Source organism: Solitalea lacus, from assembly GCF_022014595.1.
Lineage (GTDB): Bacteria > Bacteroidota > Bacteroidia > Sphingobacteriales > Sphingobacteriaceae > Solitalea > Solitalea lacus.
Genome location: NZ_CP091740.1, coordinates 797196 through 823114, shown reverse-complemented (window position 1 = coordinate 823114; position 25919 = coordinate 797196). Strand labels below are relative to the sequence as shown.

Here is a 25919-nt window from a genome sequence, read left to right as displayed (position 1 = left end):
CCATTATGGTCGTGAGACGGGAAGCCATTTAACTATATTGTAAATTTTACAGCAAATAGCATCAAATTTTATTTCCTGTGAATTAATATAATCTTTATATCCATTCATTTTTTCTTCTTGTTTCTGAAGTTCTGGTGAAACAAGGCAGAATTTATAGCCGAGGTCTTTTAGGATTGTGTAATTTTCTTTTGTGATTGATAATTTTGTAAAGCAATCAACCCAAATCCAATCTATTTTTCCTGCCATGGCGAGTAATGTATCCATTCCTTCAAATTCTGAAAACCTCAGAGCAATTTTTTTTTCTCCACCTTTTGAAAGTTGATGTATCATTGGGAATGAACTATCGAGAAAAAAATATTTTTTAATATTGTATTGTTTAATCAATTCTAAAACTCTATGTTCAATTCTTTCACTTTTAATATTCAATATCAAAGTGCCATGTTTGTAGTGATTGAGATATTCTTCAAAATCTTCCCCGTCTTTAAATGGGTCATGTTGGAGTATTAACTTTTCTCCATAATCTCTTAAATCAAGTTCGACTCCATATTCATTCGGAACTTGTTTCAATTCTTTTATTGTATTAATTCTATGGGCAATAAATTCCATATCACAGTTCTCTTTTTAACTTAACACTAAATTCTATTGTTCTCTTGATAAACTTCCATTTTGAAGCTAATCCCTTATTCCAACTAGATTCACCAAAAATTCGAGGAGGGAAAATTACATCGAATCGAATAACTTTAAGACCTCGTTTTTTTGCCATATAGAGTAAATATAAATCGAGAGAAAAATCCTTAGGGAAATTATCTAAACCTGTAAAAAAACTTCTGTGAAATATATTTGGTTGCGCATTGATGTCCCAAAGTTTTGTGCCCAAATAAATCGATTCAAACAAACTCATACCCGAAGTAAAAAACTGATCAAAAAAAGGTCTTCCTTTCCTATCTCCTTTCACATAGCAATTTTTGGGATTTACTTGTTTTACGATAATTTCTAGTGATTTCAGGACATCAGTAGGATCTGTTTGCATATCGGCATGTGTATAGCCTATAAATTCACCACTCGCTTCTTTGAGACCTGAATAGATTCCAAAACCATAGCCTTCATTTACTTTTACCTTTACAACTTTTGCAAAAGAATAATTAGGCGTTAGTTTATTAAAAACATTTTGACTATTATCTGTCGATCCATTATCTACTAAAATAACTTCAATATCATCTCTTTTTATAATTTCATTAAATTTTTCTAATATAACTGGTATGTTTTTCTCTTCATTGTAACAAGGTACTATTATTGATAGTTTCATATCTATTGCCTAATTCATTTAAATACCCAAAATTTTTGACCAATAAAATTTAAGACTGTACTAAATCCAGTAGCTACAAAAAATGCAATAAATACAATTTGAGTATTATCTAAAACTATCTTATTTGTCATAACATTTACCCCAAGTGTGCAACTATACAGTATAGCGAATTGAAATATTTCCTTTAAAGATTTTTGATTTTTTTCAAAAGTCCAATATTTATTAATTAAATAGGCCACAATCGTACCTAAAAGAAATGAAATTGCTTTTGATAATCCAATGGAGAAAAAATTCAGGAATATATAGTACATAAATAGATCAGTACCTACTGCACTTAATCCGGCGACTAAAAATCTTTTTAATTCTTTTCGTATTCTACTCAATTGTATGATTGCTCAAATGCGTAATACTTCTTATTTAATTCTTCTATTTTGTCTTTGCTTACGGTAATATCGCTTTCTAATCGATAGGGATGCCAAGATGCTTTATGAAAAAAACTTTGCCAATAAACAAATGTCTCGTAATCCTCAGGAGTTCCCCAACAGATATAATCATCAACTTCAAGAACTTTCACATTAAGACCAAGATCTATAAGTTCCCCCATTAAACTATCAACATAAAACTCCCCATTTACTTTTATATCCTTTTCTAACAAACTTTGCAAAGCTTTCTTGAAATATGCTATTTTCCTAAAATAAAATGTGCCTACTATAGCATGATCATTAAATGGATTTTCAGAAATTGGAACTTTTACAGAAACCTTAACAGCATTATCATTTTCGTCTGTTTTTATCCAACCATACATTTGAGGATTATTTTTACTAGAGATATGGTGTCTAAATGTAAAAATAATAGCATCCACGTTTTCGTCGTCTATTAATTTTTGATATTTTTCCTTATCATAAATCATCCCATTATCTGTTGCAGCTATTAATAGCGAAGAATTCTCATCTACTTCTTTCAAACCCAAATTACAAGTAATAGCTTGTCCTTCTGTAACATTATTAATTGCTATTATTTTAGAATCAGGAAATTCGCTTTTTAAAGCTTTTTCCAATGGATAATTATTCAAGTGTTCCTGCAACGTTACAAAAACTTGTTCTTGACTATTAGGTAAGGAGTTTGCAGCCTGAATAATCATGGGTTTTCCACTAATTTCTAAAAGAGGTTTTGGATCTTTATAGCCTGCTTTGGCAAATCTATTACCTCGACCAGCAAGTGGAATCAAGGTAATACTGTTTTCTAATGCCTGTGGTTTAATCGTTTCATTACAAGCGTCCTTGAAATATTTTGACCAATTTAAGTACTCCTCTACATCCTGAGGTGTCCCCCATTGAAGCATATGCTGAATATCATAAATGGATACTTTTAAATTATCCTGAACCAAAAGATTATAGATAAGCGATACGTAATATTCACCATTTAGGCTAATCCCTTTATCCATTAATTCTTTAAAATACTTTTTTACATAAGATCCTTTTTTGAAATAATAAGTCCCATTTGAAGCATACTCATTTGTGCGATCGTTTGTAAATGGCTCTTTTTCTTTTATTTCAAGCATCCATTGCTTTTCATCTCTCATAAAAGCATAGTTGGTAGTTCCTAACATATGAGGATGAAATCTTTTATAGGCAGGAATTGCACCATCAGCACCTCTTTCTCTGGTATGACTTAAAAATTCATGATAATTCCAATAGGTTCCGAAATCACAATAATTTACAATTACCTCTTCCTCATTTTCTATCAAATCCTCCACAAAAGAAACTGCATATACAGGACCTTTTTTATGATTTGGTATCTCAATTATATTTGCATTTGGCTTGATTCTTAGTAAAACCGATCTAATATTCGTCTCAGCCAAATGTTTAGAATTACAAATAAATGTAAACTTTGTTTCTCCTGGAAATAAATCACAAACATGCTCAATGATTGGCTTTCCGTCAATTATTATTAAAGGTTTAGGCTCACTGTAACCAGCTTCAATAAATCTATTACCAACTCCGGACATTGGTATTACTATGTGCATTTCTATTTATTTTTTATAATTCCTGTCTAAATTTTTCAGCTTCCCAATTTGCGAGATAAGCCAATTCTTCCTTCTCTAAGAAGTTTATAGTTTTATTTTCGTTTTGTGATAAAACCATAATATGAAATTTAAAAACTTCTTCTATTTCTTTTGCTTTCTTTATAGTCAAAGCCCTAAAAAAAAGCTTACCATCGTAGATTACTATCTTTGGAAATTCGTTACACTTCACCTTATAATCTATTAGGCTTTTTTTATCAGATAAACTTTCAAGCTTAACTGGGCTAACATTGCAATAAACGAAAGTATCAGGGCAAAAAGGAGAATTAAAAAACAGTTTCTCGCTTTTTAGTAATTGTTCATTTAAAAACTTATCCTCACATAGATAGGAAATATTCGGGTTGTCCGAGATACTATTAAATAAATTACTAATATCGTTCGTGAGTTTATATCTTGACATATCGATATTCATAAACTTTTCGATCTTTTCTAAAACATCCTCAGTAAGAGTTTTAATCTCATCTTTGTCATCAGATGTAACAATCAAACCATGGTTTTGTAAAAAAATGATATTCGGAATTTTATCAAATCTTTGCAATTCTTTATCTAAAGCAATAGCTAATTCAATTCCCGGCGTTTCATATCCAACGTAAGCTAGTACCTCTTCTTTGAAAATAGAATTTAATATCTCTTTCCAGTTATTCTGTACAACTACCATATTCACTACTATTGAATGCGTATGAAGTGTATATTTCAGAAGAAATGAATGAAGTAATGTTTCAATTGAAGGACGGTTTTGTTTATCTATCGTTGCCTCTTTTAAAAGTTGTGCTGTTAACAATTCTCTTTGACGTTTGTTAACGGAGTTAATAATGACTTCATTTTTCACAATTGCAGCTACGGGTGCAGTAAAAACTCTTGAATACCCTGCCTCTTCATTAATATCACTTAGCAAAAATCCGGATGCTTTAATAAGCATCTGACCATTACTTAACTTAACCGAACTGTTCCCTCCAGCTGACTGAATTAAATCAAGTCGTTCTCCAGCATATTTTGATATTTCTACAAAATCTTTTACTTCCCTCATAATAACTCTAGAATATCTTTGAAATTCCGTACCTCTCTTATAAGGATATTATCACATGACACTATTTTCTCCTCATGATTAAACCAAATAGATTCAATACCGAAAGCCGTTGCACCAATGATATCTTTTTTAAAGCTATCTCCGATCATGCACACTTCACCAGGTCTTAAATTCAATTTATTTAACGCTAACATAAACATATAAGGATGAGGCTTTTCTCTCCCCGCCTCTTCACTCGTAACAATCATAGAGCAATGTTTTTCAAGCCCCATTTTTTTTATTTTACGGTATTGTATATGAGCTGTAAGGTCTGTGATTAAACAAATTTTATTTTCATACTTCTCAAGCAAATCATATATTCCATCAAATGGTTTTAATACTTCTAAGAAATTATCCCAATAGATATTATATAGCTCAAAACTATACTGTAGAGTATTGATTTTAAGAATTTCTAACATCTTTTGAAAATACAATAGTCTGTTATGCGAAGCAGCTGTTTCACTTAATTCAACATGAACATTATTTCTAGCCTTATCATAAGCTAAACTAATTTCAGTTTTTGATAAATGAAATTCTCTAATACAATAATCGAATACTTTATTTTTTGCAAAAGAGTGAGTTAAATTATAGTCATAAAGTGTATTATCTATATCAAGTAGTATTCCTTTATATCTCATTTATGATTCTCTTTTAATTTTTCACTGATCATTTTTAAAGATATTAGTTGAATTAAACCTTCATATCCATCTTCCCATTTAATTTCTGAAGCTATAATCTCACTTATATTTTCAATAGAATCAAATGCTATATTTTCAAAATTTGCCTGAGGTCTATTCTCAACTTCTATAAATTGGGACTTTAAATCATCATTATAGTCCCATGTAAATTGACAATTTAATCTATCCAAAATACCTTCAATGTGTATATTAGCATCAAAAGTAATTCTCAAACCTAAACTTATTGCTTCATTTTCTTTTCCTAGAACAAAAGTATTTACTGGATAATATTTAATAATCATATCCGCAAACTCTTTTTGAGGATAGATATATTTTTTTGCATCTTCCATTCTAATCTCAATTTGTTCTAGTATCTTCTGAGTACTATAACCTCTTTTCTTAGTATCTCTTATGATTTTCCAATGCCTTCTTAAAGTATCGTCCGTATCTATATAAATTTTCAGATCTATATTTTTTCTCAGTTTTGGCAAATAAAATGGATGCAACCCTGCAATAACTATGAACTCTTTTGGCTTAACTTTTTTAGGCTTCGAAAATTTACCATTACAATGTAGATACTCACTCCGAAATATAGTTTTATTATGTTTTAAACTAAATATTGCTTCGGATTGTCTATGTATATGATTTGCTTTAGGATCCAAATGTGTAAACTTATTCCAGTTGTCATCGCCTCTTTCCCATTTATGTTCTCCGTCTCCTTCGATTTTTAGTAGTTTATTACCTAATAAATTTTGTAGATTATTCAAAAGTGTTGTTTTTCCTACTCCACTATCACCACCGATACCAATTATTAAATTTAACTGCTTTCTATACATAGAATTACTTTTGATTCCGTATTTATAAAATGCATACATTATAGAAACAAGGGTAACTTCTAATAAAGTAAAGGAAATATCTGCAAATCTGTCATTGTGTATTTTCCAATTTATATCATCACCAAAAAAGAAAATGTCTTTGTACTCACTTTTATGAAAGAAAATAAAAAATATCAGATAAACAATTGAAAAACCTATGTAAAGTAATTTACTTTTTTTATTGTTGTTTTGAATAAAGTACATTGAAACAAAAGGAACCATCCAGACATACCAAGCTGCAGCAGGATAAATAAAAAAGATAATTGCAGAAAATAGAATTCCAAAATAAAAATAAAGCAAATCATTATTTACTTTATCCTGATTGAAAAAATGATAATAAATCGTTAAAATAGCCGCTATTGGAAGCAATATATTGACTGATCCAATATTGTAAAATGAATCGAACAGCAATGACTGTTTTGGATTTAAAAGTACCATTTGAACAAAGCCATCCGAAAATAGAAACGGAAGGTCAAATAATAAAAATATGGCTAGAGAAACCACTATATACTTGATTGCAACTTTAATATTTTCAATTTTATACAGATAAAAAAATATTAATGGCAATGCTATAATTACATGAATTTTTGTTGCTAGGGCCAATCCAAACACTACAGAAGAATAGTTGTGCTTATTAACCATTAGTAAATAAATTCCATATAACAATATTGCAGTAGGTATTATATCTAGTTGAGAATGTATGTAGATGGCATATATAATAATTGGATTAAAGAAATAATACAGATAAACGCTTTTCTCTTTATTTGGAAAAGATTTAAGTAGTATATATAAAATCCCCAAGTCTCCCAGCAACAATGGAAGCTTAAAGAAAGCTTCAGTATGTAATAAATAGCTTAATGTTGCAAATGGGCTCAAAATCAGCAACATTAATGAATGATAAGGGAATGAATCCGAATTCAAATTATGCTCAAAATAAAACTGCCATGGATTTACTACTAAACCATTATTTATAAAAGTATTTACGAAAGGTTGAAATAACATACTATTATACTCTGATGAAAACACAAATAGTATAATTATTTTTATTAACAGAGTAACTTTAAATTTATAACTCATTGAATATTATGTTAGAATCTATCCTTCGACAGGATGTAATTTATCTGTGCTCCGAAAGCTCTAAATGAGGATAGTATGTAACTTTTTTTAATACTAAATTATTTTTTGGATCTAATTATCGCATCATTTTTTTAGCGGATGTCTAAGTTCCTTCCATTTCAATTGGTTTTGCAAATGGCTCCATTTCAGTTAATGGTTTGCCAAATGCTATTTTAGGATAAGTATTAGTATGAGTATCAATCATAACCTGTAACAACAATGGCATATCACTATTGTCATTATCCCATAACCATTTAACAGCTTGTCCAATTTCTTCCGGTGCTGTGATTGTTTTAGCTTCTATGCCATAAGCCACTGCAACTTTTTCAAAATCAGGAGCATCATAGCCCCAGTATGTAGATTGGTATCTGGAGTCAAAATAACTATCCTGAAATTGTCTAATCATTCCTAAACTCCTATTGTTCATCACCACCATTTTAACAGGTAGCTTATTGCGAACAATCGTTTGCATCTCTTGAATATTAATCTGCATACAACCATCCCCTACTATGACAACAACAGGAGCATTTTCATGGGCGATACAGGCACCGATACCAGCTGGCAATGCAAATCCCATAGCCCCCATTCCACCTGAAGTTATAAAGAACTGATCCTTCCTTAGCCTTAAAGATTGAGCTGCCCACATTTGATGGCTACCTACGTCAGCTAAATATGCAAAAGCCTTTTCACTTGCTTCAGATAACTGACACATGAATACATTAGGGTTTATACCTACAGGATCTAACTCTTTTGTGTCAGGCCATTGAGTTCTTAAATCGTTTATATATTGGAGCCATTCAGTCGGCTTAGAAAATTCGAACTTACTGCTAAGTGCAGCGAATTGTTTAAAGAAGATCTTTAAATCTGTTAGAAATGGGACACAGCCCTTAACCCTATTATTAATTTCACCTGCTTCACAATCTACATGATAGATTTTCCTATTCTCAATAAATTTGGTATCAGCTCCTGTTTGACGAATATCTAATCTACTTCCCAAAACAATTAAAAGGTCACATTCGCCGAAAGCTATATTTGCCCATCGGTTACCATAGCTGCCTATAAAACCAACCCGCAATTCATGTTCATATTCAATGGCATCAACCGCAAGTAAAGTGCTCATAACAGGTACTTGTGTTTGTTCTACAAATTGATCAAATTCAAATTGACACTGAGCAGCCTTAACCCCTCTACCTACTAGTATTAAAGGCTTCTTAGCCTTTTGTATTTCTGCAATTAAATTCAATATTTCATTCTCGGGAAGGAGAGTTGAATAACTTTCCTGGTGGTCAATGAAAGGTTTCGATTCAATTTGAGCCCTTTGAACATCCATTGGAATATCAATTAAAACAGGCCCTGGTCTACCCTCTAATGCTATTTTAAAAGCTTCATCAAAGACATTGGGAATAGCTTCAGCATTTTGAATTTGAAAACATGCTTTTGTTATAGGTTTTGCCATAGCAACAATATCAGTTTCTTGAAAACCTAATTGTCTTATTGCTTTATTCCCTTTTTGTTCATGACGATTAACCTGACCAGTAATAAAAATTGCAGGAGAAGAATCAAAATAACAACTTCCAATACCGGTTAACAAATTGGTAGCTCCAGGCCCACTTGTAGCCAAAGCAATACCAGGCAAACCGGTAACTCTACCATAAGCATCTGCTGCAAATGCAGCAGATTGCTCGTGATGCATAGTAACAATATTTATATTTGTACGCAGGCTAATAGAATCTAAAAGGTGAGTGATCATCCCTCCTGAAAGTTCAAAAACACTTTTAATGCCTTTTTTTTCCAAGAAATCAGCTATAAAATCTGATGCTTTCATAATTGAATTTATTAAAAAGTTAAATCTAAATTAGATTCATAACTAATTACTGTTCGAGTAAATCCTTCTTCAATTGAAACTTTGGGTTTCCATCCTAAAGAAGTAACCTTATCTATATTTGGGATAACTTTATTTGCTTTAGAAGGAATATAATTTGAATCCATATTTTCCTTTCTTATCACTTTTAGTTTTTTCTCTGGGAAAGATGAAACTAATTTATTAGCTAAATCAATTACACTGCATACACCTTGAGGGTTCCCTATATTATAACTTTCAGCTTGAGCCCCTTTTAACAATACTAAAAAATAGGCGATGATTGCATCAGATAAATAACAATAGGCTCTAACTGCTGTCCCATCACTTTTCATTATTATATCACGATTGAGAACTATATCAGCAACAAAATCTGCAAATACTCTCCCATCGGTTAAATCCATCATAGGTCCGTAAGTATGAAATGGTCTTACAATTTTCACATCAACCCCATACTGATGTGCCCAGCTTACACAAATTGTTTCTCCCATTCTTTTACTTTCCGCATAACAAGACCTAACAGAAGTTGGATTTAAATAACCATAACCATCCTCTTTAATAGGAATAAAATCCTCTTCAACTTCACCGTAAACTTCACTGGAACTAAAAAACAGACAACTTTGAGCAGAAGATTTAACAGCTAATGATAATAGATTTATTGTTCCAAAAATATTTGCATTCAGAGTTCCGACAGGATCGATTGAATAATACTTTGGACTAGCTTGACTTGCTGCATGAATAATATAATCTACTTTAATATTAAGATCAATTGGTTGACAAACGTCTTGAACCAAGATTTCTAATAAGTGATTATTTAAATAATTTCTAAATCTTTTTTCCGCCTTTTCTTTGTTTCTGACTAATGCGATTACTCTTGTATTCTGATTCAGCAAATTATTTACAAACAACAATGATTCAACCAGATAAGATGGAATGAATCCATTTGCTCCCGAAATAAGAACTGTTTTATCCTTAAATCTACCCCATTCAATACCTGAGTTACTTATATATTCCAGGTCTTGTCTAATGATTTCATTCACTGAATTTCAGTATTTAGTATCTCAAAATTGTTTATTTGGCTATTCGTAAACCCATCTATATCATCTCTATTGATATCAAATTGTTTATACCAATCAATGGTAAACTGAATTGCTTGACTAGCATTCATTTTAGGCCGCCAAACTAAATCCACTCCAGCTTTACTTATATCAAGCTTTAGCAAAGCTGCTTCATGTGGTTGATCAGCAGCATTCTTTATTTTGTAATTTCCGCATCCCCAAGCCTTAATGGCCAATTCAACCATATCAACTACCGGCAAGGCATCAGTAGCATAAGGGCCGAAATTGTAGGCTTGTGCGAATCGAATCGGGTCTTCTTTCAATTTTAATCCTAATAAAAGGTAACCCATAACCGGTTCCAATACATGTTGCCAAGGCCTAACGGAATTAGGATTGCGAATTTCAATAGTTTCGTTCTTAACCAATGCGCGTGCAATATCAGGCATCAATCGATCTTTTGCCCAATCGCCTCCCCCTATCACATTCCCGGCTCGAGTTACCGCAATAGCTTTTTGATGTTCATCGTATTTCTTAAGGTTGAAAAAAGAATTACGATAAGAATCAATCACTAATTCCGCGCAAGCTTTACTGGCACTGTAAGGATCATAACCACCTAAACGGTCAGTTTCACGATAAGGATATTCCCATTCGTTATTGTGATATACCTTGTCAGTAGTGATTAAAACAACATTACAGGGTTTATTCAATAAACGTACACCATCCAATAAGTTGGCGGTGCCAATAGCGTTTACCTCAAATGTTTCAGAAGGAATTTCATAAGACAATCGAACAAGAGGCTGCGCTGCCAAATGAAAAATAAAATCGGGTTGAAAACTAAGAATTGTATTCTTTAAAAGTTCTTTATCCCTCAAATCGCCAATGGTTGAAGTACATAGCTTGTCTCCATCAATAAGATGATAGAGATCAAACTCATTTTCAGGTGCCAATGCATAGCCTTGAACTTTAGCACCTAACATTGATAAGATTTTCAACATCCACGCTCCTTTGAAGCCTGTATGCCCTGTTAAAAAAACTTTTTTGCCTTTATATGTTTCCTCTAATGACTTAAACATGATGCTTACCAAATTTTCCAGGGGGCTTTATTAGCAGTCCAGTTTTCTTCTAATTCTATTTTATCGCGCAATGTATCCATAGGTTTCCAAAAGCCTTCATGCTGATAAGCAACCATCTGCCCATCAGAAGCTAATTTTTCCATAGGGGCACGCTCAAAAATGGTTGAATCATTTTCGATATAATCAAACACCTCCGGTTGACAAACAAAGAAGCCGCCATTGATCCAGGAACCGTCCCCTTTGGGTTTCTCGAGGAAAGAGTGAACTGAGCTATCTCCATTAATATTCAAAGAGCCAAATCTTCCAGTTGGCTGCACCGAAGTAACAGTACAATGCTTACCACTTTTCTTATGGAAATCAACCAAGGCTTTAATATCTACGTTAGCTAAACCATCACCATAGGTTAGCATGAAAGGCTCATTGCCAATATGATGCTGAATACGCTTTACGCGTCCTCCGGTCATTGATTCATTACCGGTGTCAACTAAAGTGATATTCCAAGGCTCTGCCTGTGAGTCATGCACTTTTACTGCATTACTTTTGAGATCAATGGTAACATCCGATTTATGTAAAAAGTAGTTTGCAAAATACTCTTTGATCACATAACCTTTGTAACCAAGACAGATCACAAAGTCATTGAATCCATGAGCGGAATAGATCTTCATGATGTGCCAAAGAATGGGCATGCCACCAATTTCAACCATGGGTTTTGGTTTTAGTACTGTTTCTTCTGATAAACGGGTACCTAAGCCCCCTGCCAGTAAAACTACTTTCATATTTAGTGTTGTATATATTTCTAATTTATTTGGATCTGAACATTATCGGTTAATGGATGTGAGCAACAAAGAAGGCATTCATCAGCCATTAATTCGTTTGGAACCTTTTCCATGCCTATCATTCTAACATCACCTTTTAAAATTTTCCCTTTACATTCTAAGCAAGTTCCAATTTGACAACTATACGGTAAATCAAACCCAGAGTCTAAAGCGGCATCTAAAAAGGATTTTCCTTTCTCCACTATTATAATTGAATTCGTTCCATTAAAGCAGATCGAAATTTCTCGATCCTCTACCCCTTCGAATTCTTTTGGACCAATCGTTTTCTCAAAGTTTTCAAAATAAATTTGATTTTCCGGAAGACCTAAAGAGGTAAGTTCATTAACAACTGTATCCTTTATTCCTTTTGGGCCACAGATATAATGAAGTGTATTTATAGGATCAATAATTCCTTCTATTATCTTATGAACCATCTGCTTATTAAGTCTTCCCGTCTGAAAGATATTATGATCCTCCCTTTTAGGTTTAGAATAGATATAATATACTTTTAGTCGGTCAGCATTTTGCTCAACCATCTCATCAAGAATTTCCTTAAAGGTTACCGAATCATGATCCCGATTACAATAAACCAGACTTATGTGACCAGTTGAATTGATTAGAGAAGTTTTCAGAATTGATAATAGAGGTGTTATACCACTTCCTGCACCCCATAATAATAGGTTTGCTGAATTCCGATTCTCATCTATGATAAAATCCCCAGTAGGTTCTAAAACTTCCATCATCTGTCCTTCAACAACGGAATCATTTAAGAAATTAGATACCACTCCTCCTTCAACACGTTTTACAGTAACATCAACAGTCGAATCAATACCTGGTGCAGATGAAATAGAATATGGACGTCTATATTTACGTCCATTAACGTTTACACAAATGGTAAGATATTGGCCAGGTTTATACTTAACTTTTTTCAAGGCAGGTTGCTTGAAACGAATAGTGACAGTATCATTCGTTTCAATTACAACTTCCTGAACTTTTAAGGTATACTTTTGCATAACCACCTGTTTATTTAATCAGTTCTAAACAATCTTTCAAACTTTCCCTCCAGTATGGAATTTGCAAACCAAATTCAGCTTTCACCTTTTGCTTATCCATCACACTAAAGTGAGGACGGATATGAGTCAATAATCTCAATTCATTTCCTAACTGACCATTTGCACCCGTTACTATTATATTCATGTGCCTCAAAAAGGTTAGTTTTTTGTTTTGTTAAATTGTTTTATTGTTTAACCACCCAAATCGGTATAATCCCACCTTCAAAATCGGTGAAATACACTTCCTATTCCATGATTCCCGAAAACACCTTTCTTCCCAACAATCCCACCACTGTCAAAAATCCAGCGAGTATTCCTCCCATCATCAATCCCTTCATCTTCCCATATTTTTCCTTACTCAGCGGCAAAATAGGTTCATCAATTACCTGAATAAAAGGTGTTTCCCGCATCAAAGCCATTTTGGATATTTCCAGATTTTTAACCACCTCACCATAAGCAGCACTTAATACTTGTATATCAACTGTCTTACGTTGCGATGGGACAGTTGCTGTTTGACGGGCTGGATTTAAATTAAGTGTTTGATCAACAGCAGCTGCTCTACCGTACATGGCACGATTCATTTCATTACGTAAGGAATCGGCTTTATTTTGAAGAATAGCCACACTTTTAGCAGAACGGCCTGTTTTGGTTTTTACATAAAAATCAGTCACCGTTTGCACCAGATTTTCAGTAAAGTATTTTGAAAACAGTTCGTCTTGAGATTTACAAGTTATGGCAATGATGCTTAACTTTTTATCAGTTTTATCTACTGAAATACTGCTTTTCTTAAGATTTTCTGTTATAGTATTTAACACGCTATCCTGCACCCGAGTAAATTTGGAACGGTTAGTGTTAAACGTGAAGTTAATATTTAAAAGCTCTGGTTTCTTAGCCCACATTTCCCTTAGCTTATTAATTGAAATGTAATAATCGGCCAAGCTTTGTTTTTTACCGTTTATTTCAACTTCGCTCAATAAAGTTCGTTCTATCATTGAACGGGACTTCATTAGCTCCAAAAGGTTATCGCCTGAAAACACACCACCACCTGCACCGCCTAAATCAATACCGAACTGCGAAGCTAAACCGGCATATGCGCCTATACCTCCTCCCTTATCCTCTTCCAGGGCAAAAGTTAGTCTTGCTGTATATTGAGGCCTCTGAGATAAGGCGTAAGTAAAACCAATGGTTCCACCGAAAATTCCAGCAGCAATAATAATTACCCATTTGGACAACAAGTATTGCCCCCATTCTTTCAGTTTCAGTATAATCTCTTTTAAGGAAATTTCGTCGTCATTTACTGCCGTATTGGTTTGTTGGTTGGTCATGCAGGTGTTCAAAATTATTTTAAGGCCGCTAAATTCGGAAGATTTATTAACTCTTCAAACTCAATTCATTAATTAATATTAACTTAATATTAAAAACGAGTGATTGTTAGGTGTATGTAGGTTTTTGAGAAAATATTTTGGGTATAAATACTTATACTCGATTGATGCAGTACCACTACTTCACCATTCCTTTTTCTAAAACAAATTCAGCCCAGGCCCAATCTAAAGGAGTATCCAAATCAATTGATGAGATCTCGTCCATCACGTATTTTTTTATTTTGGAAAACTGATGGACTGGCTGTTTTAATAATGATTCAACATTAATTACATAAATTGCTCCATTGTAGGCGTAAACCTTTGGACAATCTTGCCTTCTTACAAAGTTACTTTCCTTTGATTTCTTTAGGTAACCTGCCGCGTTTTCCTCAAACAAGGTATAATAAGGAGAGTCTGACGATTCCCTTACCGAAACAATCATATCCAATTTCTCATTATACAATTCAATTGCTTCTTTTACTTGCTTGATGGATCTAAATGGAGAAGTGGGTTGTAATAACACCACATTTTTATATTCTTTCCCTTTCTCTTTATAAAATTGTAAAGCATGTAATAGTACTTCATAGGTACCTGCATTATCTGTAGCTAATTCTTGAGGTCTTAAAAATGGAACTTTAAGACCAGTTTGCTCTGCAACTTCTTTTATTTTCTCGCTATCGGTACTTACACAAATATTTTCATCTTCGGTTAATGCTCTGGCAATAGCTATCGACCAATGAATTAAGGGCTTTCCTCCTAAAGGCTTGATATTCTTATCGGGAATACCTTTGGAGCCTCCTCGTGCAGGAATAATGAATAAAGTATCAGTTATCATTTTTACCATTTAACATGCTTCACTTCTTCCTGGGCTTTAGCGAAATCTTCATGGCGACCAATATCTAACCAATAACTTAACAAGGGATAGTGAGCAACTTTCCTTCCTTCTTTAATTAATTCTTCCATCAAATCGGTGGCATTGTAAAATGAATTCGATGGAATCATTTCCTTTAAAGCCGATCGCATGAAATAAATACCGCCGTTTGAATAGTAGGTATAAGTGGGCTTTTCTTTAAATGAAAGTATGCTATTCTCGTTTGTTTCCAACACAGCATAAGGAATCTTCACTTTATACGGAATACTGGCCACGCATAAATCAGCCCCCGATTCAATATAGAACTTAAAGAAATCCTCGTAATCAATATTAGTTAATATGTCGGAATTCATAACCAAAAGATGCTCATGCTTAATCTCTTTTACCAAAGCAAGTGCTCCCAAGGTTCCCAAAGGTTGATCTTCCTGAATATATTTTATCGAAATCTCCTTCGCCTGGCCATCTCCAAAATAATCTTCAATTTGACTTCCCAAATACTTAATACTGATGTATTGCTGTGTTATACCGAAACTAGCCAAACGATCAATGTTATATTCAATGATTGGTTTGTTCCCCACTTTGAGCATGGGCTTTGGCACCGAATCTGTTAGAGGTTTCAATCGTTCACCTTTGCCTCCCGCCATAATTAAGGCAGAAGCAGGAATCATTGATCGTTGTTTCTTCAGATCAAGTAGTTGAACAATTTCACCTGAACCGTTTAAAACTGGCACCAGGTAAATATCTTTTCCCCGGAATTCGTTGATCTGCTCTAAACTGATGTTTGATTCACTCAAGCGTTTAAACCCAGGGTTCATGAATACCGTACAGTTGTCGGAAATCTCTTTATCATTCAACAATCCTCGTCGTATATCACCATCAGTTATCGATCCTAATAATTTATTGGTATCATCAATTACAAAAAGCGTACGATCTTCCAATGAAGGGAGGTTATCCAACTTACGTAATGCATCACGGGCAGAAGCCGTATTTAAAATGATATGTTTACTAAAATCTTTCAATTCGTTGCTTTAACTATAACTTTTTTAAGTACTGCTATTATATTATCAGCAACATTACCCTGATAATAGCTATTGCGTCCTATATATTCACCTAGTTGCTTTGCTTTTTTGCAAGCTACCAGTATTTCATGCTTTGTTGGAGCCACCTGAATAATGTTTTCTGAAACAGCACGTCCTTTTTGTCTATCGCCAACATTGATAACGTACTTATTCAACGAAGCAGCTTCAATAATTCCACTGGATGTATTACCCAACAAATAGGCTGCATATTTCATACATGAAAAATAGCCTTTAATCCCAAAATGTTCAATGCCAATTACATTCTCTTTTCCATCAATAAATTGCTGATACTCCTTGCGCATGGCATTTCCCATTGTGTCAGCATTTGGCATGGTGATCACAATCTGCTCCTCTAGCTCATCCAAAGCAGCAATCAGCTCCTTCACATAATCAATATTCTTCTCTACAGAAACCGTTTCAGGGTGAAAAGTAACCAAAACGGTTGGCTTTAAAATGTCTATTCCAAAAGCTTGATTAAATCCTTCTTTAGAATACAATTCTACATCTTTCAGATTGTCTAAACTCAATGCGCCTACATTGAAAACGTTTTCATCATTACCAATTATCTCCTTAACTCGCTGAGCATAATCAGCTGTAGCTGTAAAGTGAATTACAGAAAAAAGGCTTAAGCAATGCCTGAATTTATTATCAATGGCCCCGAGCGTTGTTTCTCCTCCATGCAAATGTGCCATTCTTATATTAAAAGGAACCGAGGCAGCTACAGCGGCAAACATCTCATAGCGGTCGCCCAAACAAAAGACTAAATCATAATTTTCCTTTTCTTGCTCCCATACAGTTGAAAACTTTTGCATGGTGATAGCCATTGACTCAGCAATATCCTTTTCAGTATCACCCTCTACAACCGTTTCAATACGATGATCGATGGCAAACCCATCTTTTTCTATTTCAGATATCGTATAACCATGTTGATAACTAAGATGCGTACCAAAAACAATTAACCGCAGATCAAAAAGGGGATCTGCATTTAATTTGCGTAACAAAGGTTGATAAATGCCGTAATCAGCCCTCGAGCTTGTTAACAGGCCAACTCTAAGCTTTGATTTTTCCACAGTTATCGATTTTACTTTAGCCTCCAACGAATTCGCCATCTAATTTAACTTATATCAAATCGCTCCAATTTAGTATTGACTCAGCGGGTAAGTTATTCTTTAGTTTTCTGCCAACCACATTAGGCAATTCCATAGGACTAATGCCTGTTCCTGGTCGTTTCATTTCCAAATCTTGTTCGGTTATAAGATGACCAGCCTGAAGGCTTGCAACAACATGAATACTCTTTCTGGCAATTGGCTTATTCTTAAGTTCAGACGCAGAAGGAGCCTTTATACCCGATCCTAATGCTACTTCAATATTTCGAATAGCAGCAACCATTGACTTTAGCTCATTAGGTTCCAAAGATGCCTTATGATCCGGGCCGTCCATGGTATTATCAAGTGTAAAATGCTTTTCTATACAAACTGCTCCTAAGGCAACAGCCGCAACAGGAACTTCAATACCTAACGTATGATCGGAATACCCCACTTTCACGCCAAACTCACTAGCAATATGATTCATTGCCAATAAATTCACATCATGCATTGGTGTGGGGTATTCAGTATTACAATGTAAAACGGTAATATCATCCTGTTTCGTTCCGGCCTGCTGCAAAACGGCTAAAGCATCACTGATTTCTTTCATATCAGCCATTCCTGTTGAAACAATCACCGGCTTTCCCATTCCTCCAATCTTTTTTAAGTAAGGATAATTTGTGATCTCTCCTGAAGGAATCTTAAACAAATCAATATTCAAGGAACTTAGCAGATCAATACTTTCAAGATCAAATGCTGTTGAAAGGAACTTAATTCCTTTTTGCTGACAATACTGAATCAACTCCTGATGATCATCCTCACTTAATTCCAGTTTCTTAAGCATCTCTAGCTGAGACTCCTTACCATTACCGGTATTTTCCACTTGATAATCGGCTTTCTTAGCTTGCTTACTGACCAATTTTTCGGCTTTAAAAGTCTGAAACTTTACGTAATCCACTCCGGCTTCAACAGCTACATCCACCAATTTTTTAGCAAGCTCAATACTTCCGTTATGATTAACTCCTGCCTCGGCAATGATTAACACATGCTTAGAACTTGTTTGTTTTGTATCACCCATTTGTTCCAACATCTTCAAGCTATTACTAAATCTTTACAGTGCTAGGTAAATTCACAAGTCGATCTTCAATCCATTCAGAAGTTGAAAGGTCGCCCTTAATCGCATTCTTAAACATTACCAGTTTATGCATCAATGTCCAGCAAGGCCGCGTCATTATGCCATTATCATTGGTATAAGTTAAAAACTCATCCCTTTCAGTTCTGTCCTTTAAGAGTATAGCATTTAGCCAATAATTCGATTTTGAATTCTCAGGCTCTTTGCAGAATGTTATTGCTGTTGACTCAAAAAACTGTTCATATTGGTTTGCCCAATTACGCTTTAGCTCGATAAACTTATCCAACTGCTCGAGTTGTGCGCAGGCCATTGCAGCGTTAAGATTAGGTAAACGGTAATTATATCCTATATGATCATGTACAAAATCCCACCGATGCGGAACCTTGGCCTGAGTAGTTAAATGTTTTGCCATTTTACCCAAATGTTCATCATTGGTAACAATCACTCCACCACCTCCACAGGTAATGGTTTTATTGCCGTTGAAACTAAATATCCCCAACAATCCAAATGTTCCGGTTTGTTGATTTTTATAAGTTGAACCGATAGATTCAGCAGCATCTTCAATTAAACAAATATGAAAACGATCACAGATTTCTTTTATACGATCAATTTCTGCCGGATGTCCAAAAGTATGCATAGGAACACATGCAGAAATTCTTCTCCCGGTTTCAATATGAAAGCACTCGTTATTGATTACTTCGGCATTTTCATTCAAAAAAACTTCCAGTTTCTCCGGAGAAAGTGACAAGGTTTTCAGATCAACATCTACAAAAACAGGTTCAGCATTTAAATAACTTATTGCATTGCAGGTTGCAATGAAGCTCAAAGATTGGGTAATAACCAAATCGTTGGAATTAACACCAGCAACCAACATAGCCATATGTAACGCGGCTGTACCATTAACTGTTGCTACGGCATACTTGGCTCCTGTATACTCGCGAATCATTTCTTCAAAACGATCAACGAATTTACCTACTGATGAAACAAAAGTTGAATCAATAGTTTCGAGCACATACGCTCGTTCGTTACCGATAAAAACAGGCTCATGCAAAGCAATGAAATTATCGGTCTGGTAATGACTCCGAATGAAATCAACAACGGGCTTATACATTGTAAATATCGGTTTTATATTGAGCTAAGTTCTTAGGATCGCGAAACCACTCAATGGTTTGTTTCAAGCCTTCTTCCAGAGAAAACTTTTGCGACCAGTTGGTGAGCTTCTTAATTTTTTCATTTGAGCCAAATAAGCGTTCTACTTCACTTTTTTCAGGACGCAGACGCTGATCGTCCGTTACTATTTTTGCATTAGGATTAATCAAATCGATTAGTTTTTGCGCCAAATCCCCCACTGAAATTTCAGAATTCGTAGCAATGTTTACTTCGTGACCTTGTAATGAATCACTCTTGGCAATTTCCGCAAAGCCGGCAACAGTATCTTTTACAAATAACAAATCGCGTGTAGGATGCAATGACCCTAGTTTGATTTCTTCTTTACCTGATAATAGCTGGGTAATAATAGTTGGGATTACTGCCCTGGCTGACTGACGCGGTCCGAAAGTATTAAACGGACGAACAATGGTTACCGGTGAATTGAAACTCCGATAATATGATTCGGCCATATGATCTGCTCCAATTTTGGTGGCAGAATAAGGCGACTGACCCTGTTTCGGGTGTTCCTCATCGATAGGAACACGTAAAGCTGTGCCATACACTTCTGAAGTAGAGGTTACCAATGTTTTTTCTATTCCAAAATCTCGTGCAGCATTTAATATATTTAAAGTTCCTTTAATATTAGTATCAACATAACTATCCGGGGAATGGTAGCTATATGGAATAGCAATTAATGCTGCCAGGTGTAATATTACATCGCATCCTTTCACTGCCGTACGAACGCCATAAGGATCACGAATATCGCCCGAAAAAATTTCAACTTCAGAAAGTACTTCTTTAGGAAAGGTATCCAACCAGCCCCAGCTATTGAATGAGTTATAATAAGTAAATGCTTTTACCTTGGCTCCTTCGTTAAGTAAATGCTCTACTAAATGGCTTCCAATGAAACCGTCTGCTCCGGTTATTAAAACCTTTTTATCTTTTAAAATCATTTTAATTTGAATAGTCAGCTGGCTAAATCCGACTTACGTAAATGCAATATTCGGAATTTAAGCTGCTCATTTTAGCGGTTGCTAAATTCGTAAGATTTATCAACTCTTTAAACTTAAAAAAGGGAATAATTATTCTTCAACTAGACGGCGACGATTCTGCCTGGATTACCTACAATGGTCACATTATCCGGAACATCATTCAATACCACACAACCTGCTCCAACAATTACATTTTTACCGATGCTTACACCTTGCTTCACCACCGAATTTGCTCCAATAAATGAATTATCTCCAACAGTAACGTTACCTGCTAAAACTGCTCCAGGAGCAATATGGACAAAATCACCTAATCGACATTCGTGCTCTACAGTGCAATTTGTATTAAGAATTACACCATTTCCAATTTCCGCAAGTGCATTCACCACAGCTCCTGCAAATATCATGACCCCTTTACCAGCTGTGATCAAAGGAGAGATTATTGCTGATGGATGATTAACATTAGTAATTTGTAATAACTCCGCCTCTAATGCCCTCTGAACTTTTTTTCTAATAAGATTATCCCCAATCGCAACTATAAAAGCATACTCTTTAAGCCCGTTTAAGCAGTCTTTATCCCCATCATTCCCTAAATAAGAAAGTCCATATGGATTGTTAGCCTTCTCTTCCTTTTCTAAATACCCTGCTATTTTAAATTTTGAAGATAATAAGGCATCTGCAACAACAAAAGCATGCCCAGAGTATCCGACAAGTACAACAGGTGACAATGAATTATTCATATTGCCTAAGTTACTATTCAAAAGTGAAACTGAAACAGATAATTTATTGGCACTTTATATGAAATTAACCTCAATAAAATCGAGTAGGAGGAAAAATAAAATAGGTTTTCCTCCTATTTCATTTTCCGACCTCTCACACCACCGTACGTACCGTTCGGTATACGGCGGTTTCTTAATTTACACAACGCAATTTTTGATAGTAGTCAGTAAAGAACAGGTAACCCGACTGCTTAAGGCGTTCATTGGTGATACTTCTGCTAAGGATTGGACTATTAGCTGTATGCCAGTAGCTTTTCCTTGTGTTGCCGTATTCCTTTGCCTTGTTTTTCGGGATATCCAGTTTTATCAGATTCCTAATTCGGGTTTTGATACTTTTCCATTGTTTCCATATCAATGACCTGATTCTTCTTCGATACCATTCATCTATGCGTTCCAACAATCCTTTCATGTCTGCCAGCTGAAAATAGTTAAGCCAGCCTGTGATGTACTGTCTTATTGCTTCCTTTCGGCGTTCATTGCCCCATCCGTTGCTCCGTGAGGTCAGTTCTCGGATTTTCTCTTTCATCTTTTCAACACTTTTCTTATGGGCGCGCATTTTGCAACCATTTTTGTTGAAGTAAAATCCATACCCCAAGAACTTAACGTCCTTGATGTGTGCAACCTTGGTTTTCTCCCTATTGACTTTCAGATAAAGCTTTTGTTCAATGTAGGTTGTAATGCCGACAAGCACCCTCTGGGCGGCTCGGCGGCTTTTACAGAATACCATACAATCATCAGCGTATCTGACAAAACGATGTCCTCTTTCCGTTAGCTCCTTGTCCAATTCGTTAAGCATTACATTACTCAATAATGGACTTAAATTCCCTCCCTGCGGAACCCCCATCGATGTCGCTTGAAAAACTCCATGCGTCATTACCCCTGCCTTTAGGTATTTATGTATCAATGACACCACCCTGCCATCAGGGATGGTTCGGGATAAAATCTCTATCAGCTTGCTTTGGTTAACAGTATCGAAGAATTTTTCCAAATCCATATCCACAACGTAACGATAACCCTCATTTGCGTTGACCTGGCATTGTTTTATTGCCTGATGAGCACTGCGTTTTGGACGAAAACCGTAACTGTTGGACGAGAACTGTCGTTCGTAAATAGGTGTTAATTGTTGGGTGATTGCCTGCTGAATGACCCTATCCACTACCGTGGGGATGCCTAAGGCTCGCTTTTTGCCGTTCTCTTTGGGTATTTCAACCCGGCGAACAGCTTGAGGCTTGTACCTCCCATTTTGTAGTGAATGAAGCAATACTTCTCGGTGGGAGTGTAAGTAGGGTAAAAGCAATTCTACGCTCATCCCGTCAACCCCACCTGTTCCATCATTACGCTTAACTTGTTTGTAGGCCGCATTAAGGTTCGACGGCGAGAGTATGTACTCCAGAAGTTGGGCTTGTTGCCCTTGCGTTGTGTTGGTGTTTCCTTTTTCAGTCATCCATAGATATGTCTGCCCTCCAGAGCTTGATTCGGTTGCCGACCTAGTTCCGCTCTGCCAGGTGTCTTGCTCCGTTTTCTGCTTTCTACCATTCATACAGTAACTTTCAGTTGATGCTCACCTCTTAAGATTCGACCCTTCCCCTGCTAGCTCGTAGCAGCGTACTTTGGTCTCTGCTGACTTCTGACAGCAATTGTTAGCCGTGTTTCATACTGCTTGTTTCCGCACGTCTGTCAGACCTCCCGTGGTAAACCTATACACTTTCTCCCCATGTAACCGCCTTATTTACACTCCAGTATCCGGGTAGTTATTGGACTTCGATTTGTGTTGCAATCTCATCCTGCTGGATATGCCTGATAGGGTTCGTGTGCCTCGGTTCAGGGATTTGCCTCAAGCTTCCTTCAGATTCCGCTTCGCAACGGACACCCTTGCTCTTGGCTAATGGTTGGTAACTACCGACCCCCATAGAGGACTTGCACCTCCTAGTTTATAGATATGCACGGCACACAACAAAAACAGGCAATGCTTCTTGCTTTGCCTGTTTTAATAGCGTAAAGAACTTCTTATTTAAAGAGTGAAATCACCAATGCTAACATTGACACCACACTTGTTGATATACCAACGGCTGCGGCCGGGCTTAATTTCTCACGCTGTTCCCGGACCGGAACATAAATTTCTGCTCCTGGTTTAATTGAAGGAAAGCTTCTAAAGAATAAAAAGTTACGTGTGCTTGCAACGGCCCCATTGGCATAAACTACATACGATTTCCCTTTTAATGCCTTTGTTGAAAAACCTCCGGCACCATTCACATAATCCTTGAATCCTTTGCTCTTATCATACCTAATTAATATAGGATATAAAACCTCTCCCTTGACTTCAACTGTTTGCAATTGAGTTGGCACCTTAAGCACATCGCCGTCTTCTAAAACTAGATCGTATTTAGAACCTGGTTTCTCCAAAATCTTTGAAAGATTGATTCCCAATAAATTCGTTTGATCTTCTAATTCCTCATCAACTGTTTTTTGGCTTGCAGTAGTATCTGTACTTTGTTTTTCCAAAGCCTCTAATCGCTTTTGCTGAAGCAACTTGTCGGTTTCGGTTAACAATTTCTTGCGAATTAAAACTGCTCCATTAGCATAGGCTAATGGAGATAAGCCTCCTGCGCGCTGAATAACATCTGAAATTCGGTCATTCTTTTTAACAATGGTATAAAGCCCTGGATACAATACCTCTCCTTCGAGTTTCACATTTTTTTGTGTTTGGTAACCCGGAGCAGGACGAATGCTCACTTCATCAAAGGGCTCTAACACAAAGGATGCCGCAGCTCCATCATCTTTTAAATCTTTGTCCAGAGCAAACTGGAAAATTTGTGCAGTTTGAGCTGTTTTCGACAATGAATCAGCCGATTTTAATCTACGAGCAACTTCAATTCTACTCAACGAAGCCCTATCTCTCAATCCACCTGCCAGAATAATCAGATCAGCAATTTTTGCATTTTCAGAGTATGGATAAATACCAGGATTTTGAACTTCCCCTTGAATCGAATATGTATAATTTTCTTTTAAATCAAATTTTGATGAGATAGTCACCACATCTTCACGTTTTAAGGCGATGTCGCTAGTCTTTCCGTTAATAATATCACCTACATTAAAGGATAAAACCTCAGGAGTATTATCTGACTTAAGGCGGTTAATCACACCACGACTCATAAAGGCATCTTCACGAACACCTTCTGCCTTAATTAACAACTGGCTCAGGGTAATACCTTCTTCCAAGGCATAAACGCCTGGTCGGAATACGGCACCATTAACTTGCACACGGTTTGCAAACCGATTAAGTACTTTTTCTACAGTATATACATCACCAGTTTGCGGTGTAAATAAGGAATACAATTCTGAAGATACATCGGCAACACTCCTTTCTTTGGCTGTGTTGCGTACCACTTTTACCATTTGACGGTAGGCATCATTCGTGAAACCACCTGTAAACTTCAACACATCCGCAAATGATTCATCCTTAGTCACCTCATAAATTCCAGGACGTTTTACCTCTCCTTCAAACTCAACTCGGGTTTCATAAGCTCCAACCTTAATTACATCCTGGTCTTGTAAACGAATGTTTTTGCTCTGATCACCTTTAACAAGAAAATCATAAACATCAATTACGGAAATAACTCGATTGTTTCTTATAATTTTGATATTACGGAAAGAACCATTCTCATTAGGACCTCCAGAAGCATATAATGCATTAAAGGCTGTTGCCAACGATGGTAGAGTAAATGTTCCAGGTAATTTAACTTCACCCAAAATCACCACTTTAATGGTGCGAATATTTCCCAATGTAATATTAACAGCAGTTTGTCCTGATTTAATACCCTGATAAACGGTTGCCAGTTGGCTTGTAATCCTTTTCTTGGCTTGTTCAATAGTTAAGCCGCTCACTGAAACCGGACCAACGTAAGGAATTCTAATGGATCCTTCAGGGCTAACCGTTAATTGGTAATTAGCTTCAGAATAACCATAAATATCCAGCAACAATTCATCACCAGGGCCTAATTGATATCCCTGAGGGGTTGCCATTTTCAGATTTGGCTCAAAACTCAATTTTTTATTATTGAAAAGCTCTGCTCCAAAAATTTTACTCTTTTTTAAAGTTGAGTCCTGCGATGGATTCTCATCTAACTCCTTTTCATCAAAACCCCTTAATTTATCTTTGTCGTTACCTTTAGTTTTAGCGTCAGACGTTTTTTGCAATCCTGTATAGCCTCCTAAACGAGTAATACGCTCCCGCAATTTGGCAAGTTCTGTTGCTGGCATACCTTTTTGCATGGCAAGTTGCTCTAACTGGGTTTCTGTAAACCCACTTTTTTGAGCCTGAGCCATAAACTGACGAATTTGGTCGTCCGTAAGATTATCAACTTTTACCGTTGACAAATTTTGCATTGTTAGCCCGGCATCTTGGGCTAAAACATTTGAAGAAAAAAACAGGGTTAAGACTAAAAGAAAGGAAACTACTTTTAAGAATCTAAAAAAGGTCATACAGGTTCGGTAA

At 35.6% G+C, this 25919-nt stretch carries 23 protein-coding genes; all 23 read right to left on the bottom strand.

The annotated features are described in order from the left end of the window. Window positions 1-3 precede the first annotated feature (3 nt). A complete protein-coding gene (locus L2B55_RS03515) occupies window positions 4-606 on the bottom strand; it encodes a PI-PLC domain-containing protein (protein WP_237848912.1) in 603 nt (200 codons plus the stop codon). A gap of 1 nt (window position 607) precedes the next feature. Further along, window positions 608-1306 carry a glycosyltransferase family 2 protein gene (locus L2B55_RS03510; RefSeq protein WP_237848911.1) on the bottom strand — a complete coding sequence of 233 codons (699 nt, stop codon included), beginning with the start codon at window positions 1304-1306 and terminating at the stop codon, window positions 608-610. Window positions 1307-1320: 14 nt separating this feature from the next. Further along, on the bottom strand, window positions 1321-1689 hold the full coding sequence (locus L2B55_RS03505; protein WP_237848910.1) for a GtrA family protein: 369 nt from the start codon (window positions 1687-1689) through the stop codon (window positions 1321-1323). After that, complete coding sequence (locus tag L2B55_RS03500; protein ID WP_237848909.1) at window positions 1686-3332, bottom strand: NTP transferase domain-containing protein; 1647 nt, start codon at window positions 3330-3332, stop codon at window positions 1686-1688. The genes L2B55_RS03505 and L2B55_RS03500 overlap by 4 nt, the downstream gene beginning before the upstream one ends. A gap of 13 nt (window positions 3333-3345) precedes the next feature. Beyond that, entirely contained in the window at window positions 3346-4416 is a 1071-nt protein-coding gene (locus L2B55_RS03495; RefSeq protein WP_237848908.1) for a class II aldolase/adducin family protein, read from the bottom strand. Further along, entirely contained in the window at window positions 4413-5093 is a 681-nt protein-coding gene (locus L2B55_RS03490; protein ID WP_237848907.1) for an HAD family hydrolase, read from the bottom strand. The genes L2B55_RS03495 and L2B55_RS03490 overlap by 4 nt, the downstream gene beginning before the upstream one ends. After that, entirely contained in the window at window positions 5090-7009 is a 1920-nt protein-coding gene (locus L2B55_RS03485) for a hypothetical protein (protein ID WP_237848906.1), read from the bottom strand. Before L2B55_RS03485 ends, L2B55_RS03490 begins: the two co-directional genes overlap by 4 nt. 217 nt (window positions 7010-7226) lie before the next feature. Next, a complete protein-coding gene (locus L2B55_RS03480) occupies window positions 7227-8948 on the bottom strand; it encodes a thiamine pyrophosphate-binding protein (RefSeq protein ID WP_237848905.1) in 1722 nt (573 codons plus the stop codon). Between the two features lie 11 nt (window positions 8949-8959). Beyond that, window positions 8960-10021: an NAD-dependent epimerase/dehydratase family protein gene (locus L2B55_RS03475; protein ID WP_237848904.1), complete on the bottom strand. Its 1062-nt coding sequence runs from the start codon at window positions 10019-10021 to the stop codon at window positions 8960-8962. Then, window positions 10018-11112, bottom strand: a complete 1095-nt coding sequence (gene rfbG / locus L2B55_RS03470; RefSeq protein WP_237848903.1) for a CDP-glucose 4,6-dehydratase — start codon at window positions 11110-11112, stop codon at window positions 10018-10020. The genes L2B55_RS03475 and rfbG overlap by 4 nt, the downstream gene beginning before the upstream one ends. Window positions 11113-11117: 5 nt before the next feature. After that, on the bottom strand, window positions 11118-11888 hold the full coding sequence (gene rfbF / locus L2B55_RS03465; protein WP_237848902.1) for a glucose-1-phosphate cytidylyltransferase: 771 nt from the start codon (window positions 11886-11888) through the stop codon (window positions 11118-11120). Between the two features lie 20 nt (window positions 11889-11908). After that, on the bottom strand, window positions 11909-12940 hold the full coding sequence (locus L2B55_RS03460; protein ID WP_237848901.1) for a ferredoxin--NADP reductase: 1032 nt from the start codon (window positions 12938-12940) through the stop codon (window positions 11909-11911). A gap of 10 nt (window positions 12941-12950) precedes the next feature. Then, window positions 12951-13124: a sugar nucleotide-binding protein gene (locus L2B55_RS03455; RefSeq protein WP_237848900.1), complete on the bottom strand. Its 174-nt coding sequence runs from the start codon at window positions 13122-13124 to the stop codon at window positions 12951-12953. Window positions 13125-13224: 100 nt separating this feature from the next. Beyond that, on the bottom strand, window positions 13225-14304 hold the full coding sequence (locus tag L2B55_RS03450; protein WP_237848899.1) for a GumC domain-containing protein: 1080 nt from the start codon (window positions 14302-14304) through the stop codon (window positions 13225-13227). 175 nt (window positions 14305-14479) lie between these two features. Then, window positions 14480-15175: an acylneuraminate cytidylyltransferase family protein gene (locus L2B55_RS03445; protein ID WP_237848898.1), complete on the bottom strand. Its 696-nt coding sequence runs from the start codon at window positions 15173-15175 to the stop codon at window positions 14480-14482. 2 nt (window positions 15176-15177) lie between these two features. Beyond that, window positions 15178-16230 carry a nucleotidyltransferase family protein gene (locus tag L2B55_RS03440; RefSeq protein ID WP_237848897.1) on the bottom strand — a complete coding sequence of 351 codons (1053 nt, stop codon included), beginning with the start codon at window positions 16228-16230 and terminating at the stop codon, window positions 15178-15180. Further along, window positions 16227-17399 carry a UDP-N-acetylglucosamine 2-epimerase gene (gene neuC, locus L2B55_RS03435; RefSeq protein WP_237848896.1) on the bottom strand — a complete coding sequence of 391 codons (1173 nt, stop codon included), beginning with the start codon at window positions 17397-17399 and terminating at the stop codon, window positions 16227-16229. The genes L2B55_RS03440 and neuC overlap by 4 nt, the downstream gene beginning before the upstream one ends. Window positions 17400-17409: 10 nt before the next feature. Then, entirely contained in the window at window positions 17410-18465 is a 1056-nt protein-coding gene (gene neuB, locus L2B55_RS03430) for an N-acetylneuraminate synthase (protein WP_237848895.1), read from the bottom strand. A 13-nt stretch (window positions 18466-18478) separates the two neighbouring features. Beyond that, a complete protein-coding gene (locus L2B55_RS03425) occupies window positions 18479-19618 on the bottom strand; it encodes a LegC family aminotransferase (protein ID WP_237848894.1) in 1140 nt (379 codons plus the stop codon). Next, a complete protein-coding gene (locus L2B55_RS03420; protein ID WP_237848893.1) occupies window positions 19611-20609 on the bottom strand; it encodes an NAD-dependent 4,6-dehydratase LegB in 999 nt (332 codons plus the stop codon). The genes L2B55_RS03425 and L2B55_RS03420 overlap by 8 nt, the downstream gene beginning before the upstream one ends. Window positions 20610-20749: 140 nt before the next feature. Continuing rightward, on the bottom strand, window positions 20750-21385 hold the full coding sequence (locus L2B55_RS03415) for an acetyltransferase (RefSeq protein ID WP_237848892.1): 636 nt from the start codon (window positions 21383-21385) through the stop codon (window positions 20750-20752). A 172-nt stretch (window positions 21386-21557) separates the two neighbouring features. After that, on the bottom strand, window positions 21558-22964 hold the full coding sequence (gene ltrA, locus L2B55_RS03410; RefSeq protein ID WP_237848891.1) for a group II intron reverse transcriptase/maturase: 1407 nt from the start codon (window positions 22962-22964) through the stop codon (window positions 21558-21560). Window positions 22965-23431: 467 nt separating this feature from the next. After that, window positions 23432-25906, bottom strand: coding sequence for an SLBB domain-containing protein (locus L2B55_RS03405; RefSeq protein ID WP_237848890.1), 2475 nt, complete (start codon window positions 25904-25906; stop codon window positions 23432-23434). Window positions 25907-25919 lie beyond the last annotated feature (13 nt).

Bases quoted from the DNA above. Each gene is read 5' to 3' on its own strand.
- L2B55_RS03515 (WP_237848912.1), bottom strand. From the start codon at position 606: ATGGAATTTATTGCCCATAGAATTAATACAATAAAAGAATTGAAACAA.
- L2B55_RS03510 (WP_237848911.1), bottom strand. From the start codon at position 1,306: ATGAAACTATCAATAATAGTACCTTGTTACAATGAAGAGAAAAACATA.
- L2B55_RS03500 (WP_237848909.1), bottom strand. From the start codon at position 3,332: ATGCACATAGTAATACCAATGTCCGGAGTTGGTAATAGATTTATTGAA.
- L2B55_RS03495 (WP_237848908.1), bottom strand. From the start codon at position 4,416: ATGAGGGAAGTAAAAGATTTTGTAGAAATATCAAAATATGCTGGAGAA.
- L2B55_RS03490 (WP_237848907.1), bottom strand. From the start codon at position 5,093: ATGAGATATAAAGGAATACTACTTGATATAGATAATACACTTTATGAC.
- L2B55_RS03485 (WP_237848906.1), bottom strand. From the start codon at position 7,009: ATGTTATTTCAACCTTTCGTAAATACTTTTATAAATAATGGTTTAGTA.
- L2B55_RS03480 (WP_237848905.1), bottom strand. From the start codon at position 8,948: ATGAAAGCATCAGATTTTATAGCTGATTTCTTGGAAAAAAAAGGCATT.
- rfbG (WP_237848903.1), bottom strand. From the start codon at position 11,112: ATGTTTAAGTCATTAGAGGAAACATATAAAGGCAAAAAAGTTTTTTTA.
- rfbF (WP_237848902.1), bottom strand. From the start codon at position 11,888: ATGAAAGTAGTTTTACTGGCAGGGGGCTTAGGTACCCGTTTATCAGAA.
- L2B55_RS03460 (WP_237848901.1), bottom strand. From the start codon at position 12,940: ATGCAAAAGTATACCTTAAAAGTTCAGGAAGTTGTAATTGAAACGAAT.
- L2B55_RS03455 (WP_237848900.1), bottom strand. From the start codon at position 13,124: ATGAATATAATAGTAACGGGTGCAAATGGTCAGTTAGGAAATGAATTG.
- L2B55_RS03450 (WP_237848899.1), bottom strand. From the start codon at position 14,304: ATGACCAACCAACAAACCAATACGGCAGTAAATGACGACGAAATTTCC.
- L2B55_RS03445 (WP_237848898.1), bottom strand. From the start codon at position 15,175: ATGATAACTGATACTTTATTCATTATTCCTGCACGAGGAGGCTCCAAA.
- neuC (WP_237848896.1), bottom strand. From the start codon at position 17,399: ATGGCGAATTCGTTGGAGGCTAAAGTAAAATCGATAACTGTGGAAAAA.
- neuB (WP_237848895.1), bottom strand. From the start codon at position 18,465: ATGTTGGAACAAATGGGTGATACAAAACAAACAAGTTCTAAGCATGTG.
- L2B55_RS03425 (WP_237848894.1), bottom strand. From the start codon at position 19,618: ATGTATAAGCCCGTTGTTGATTTCATTCGGAGTCATTACCAGACCGAT.
- L2B55_RS03420 (WP_237848893.1), bottom strand. From the start codon at position 20,609: ATGATTTTAAAAGATAAAAAGGTTTTAATAACCGGAGCAGACGGTTTC.
- L2B55_RS03415 (WP_237848892.1), bottom strand. From the start codon at position 21,385: ATGAATAATTCATTGTCACCTGTTGTACTTGTCGGATACTCTGGGCAT.
- ltrA (WP_237848891.1), bottom strand. From the start codon at position 22,964: ATGAATGGTAGAAAGCAGAAAACGGAGCAAGACACCTGGCAGAGCGGA.
- L2B55_RS03405 (WP_237848890.1), bottom strand. From the start codon at position 25,906: ATGACCTTTTTTAGATTCTTAAAAGTAGTTTCCTTTCTTTTAGTCTTA.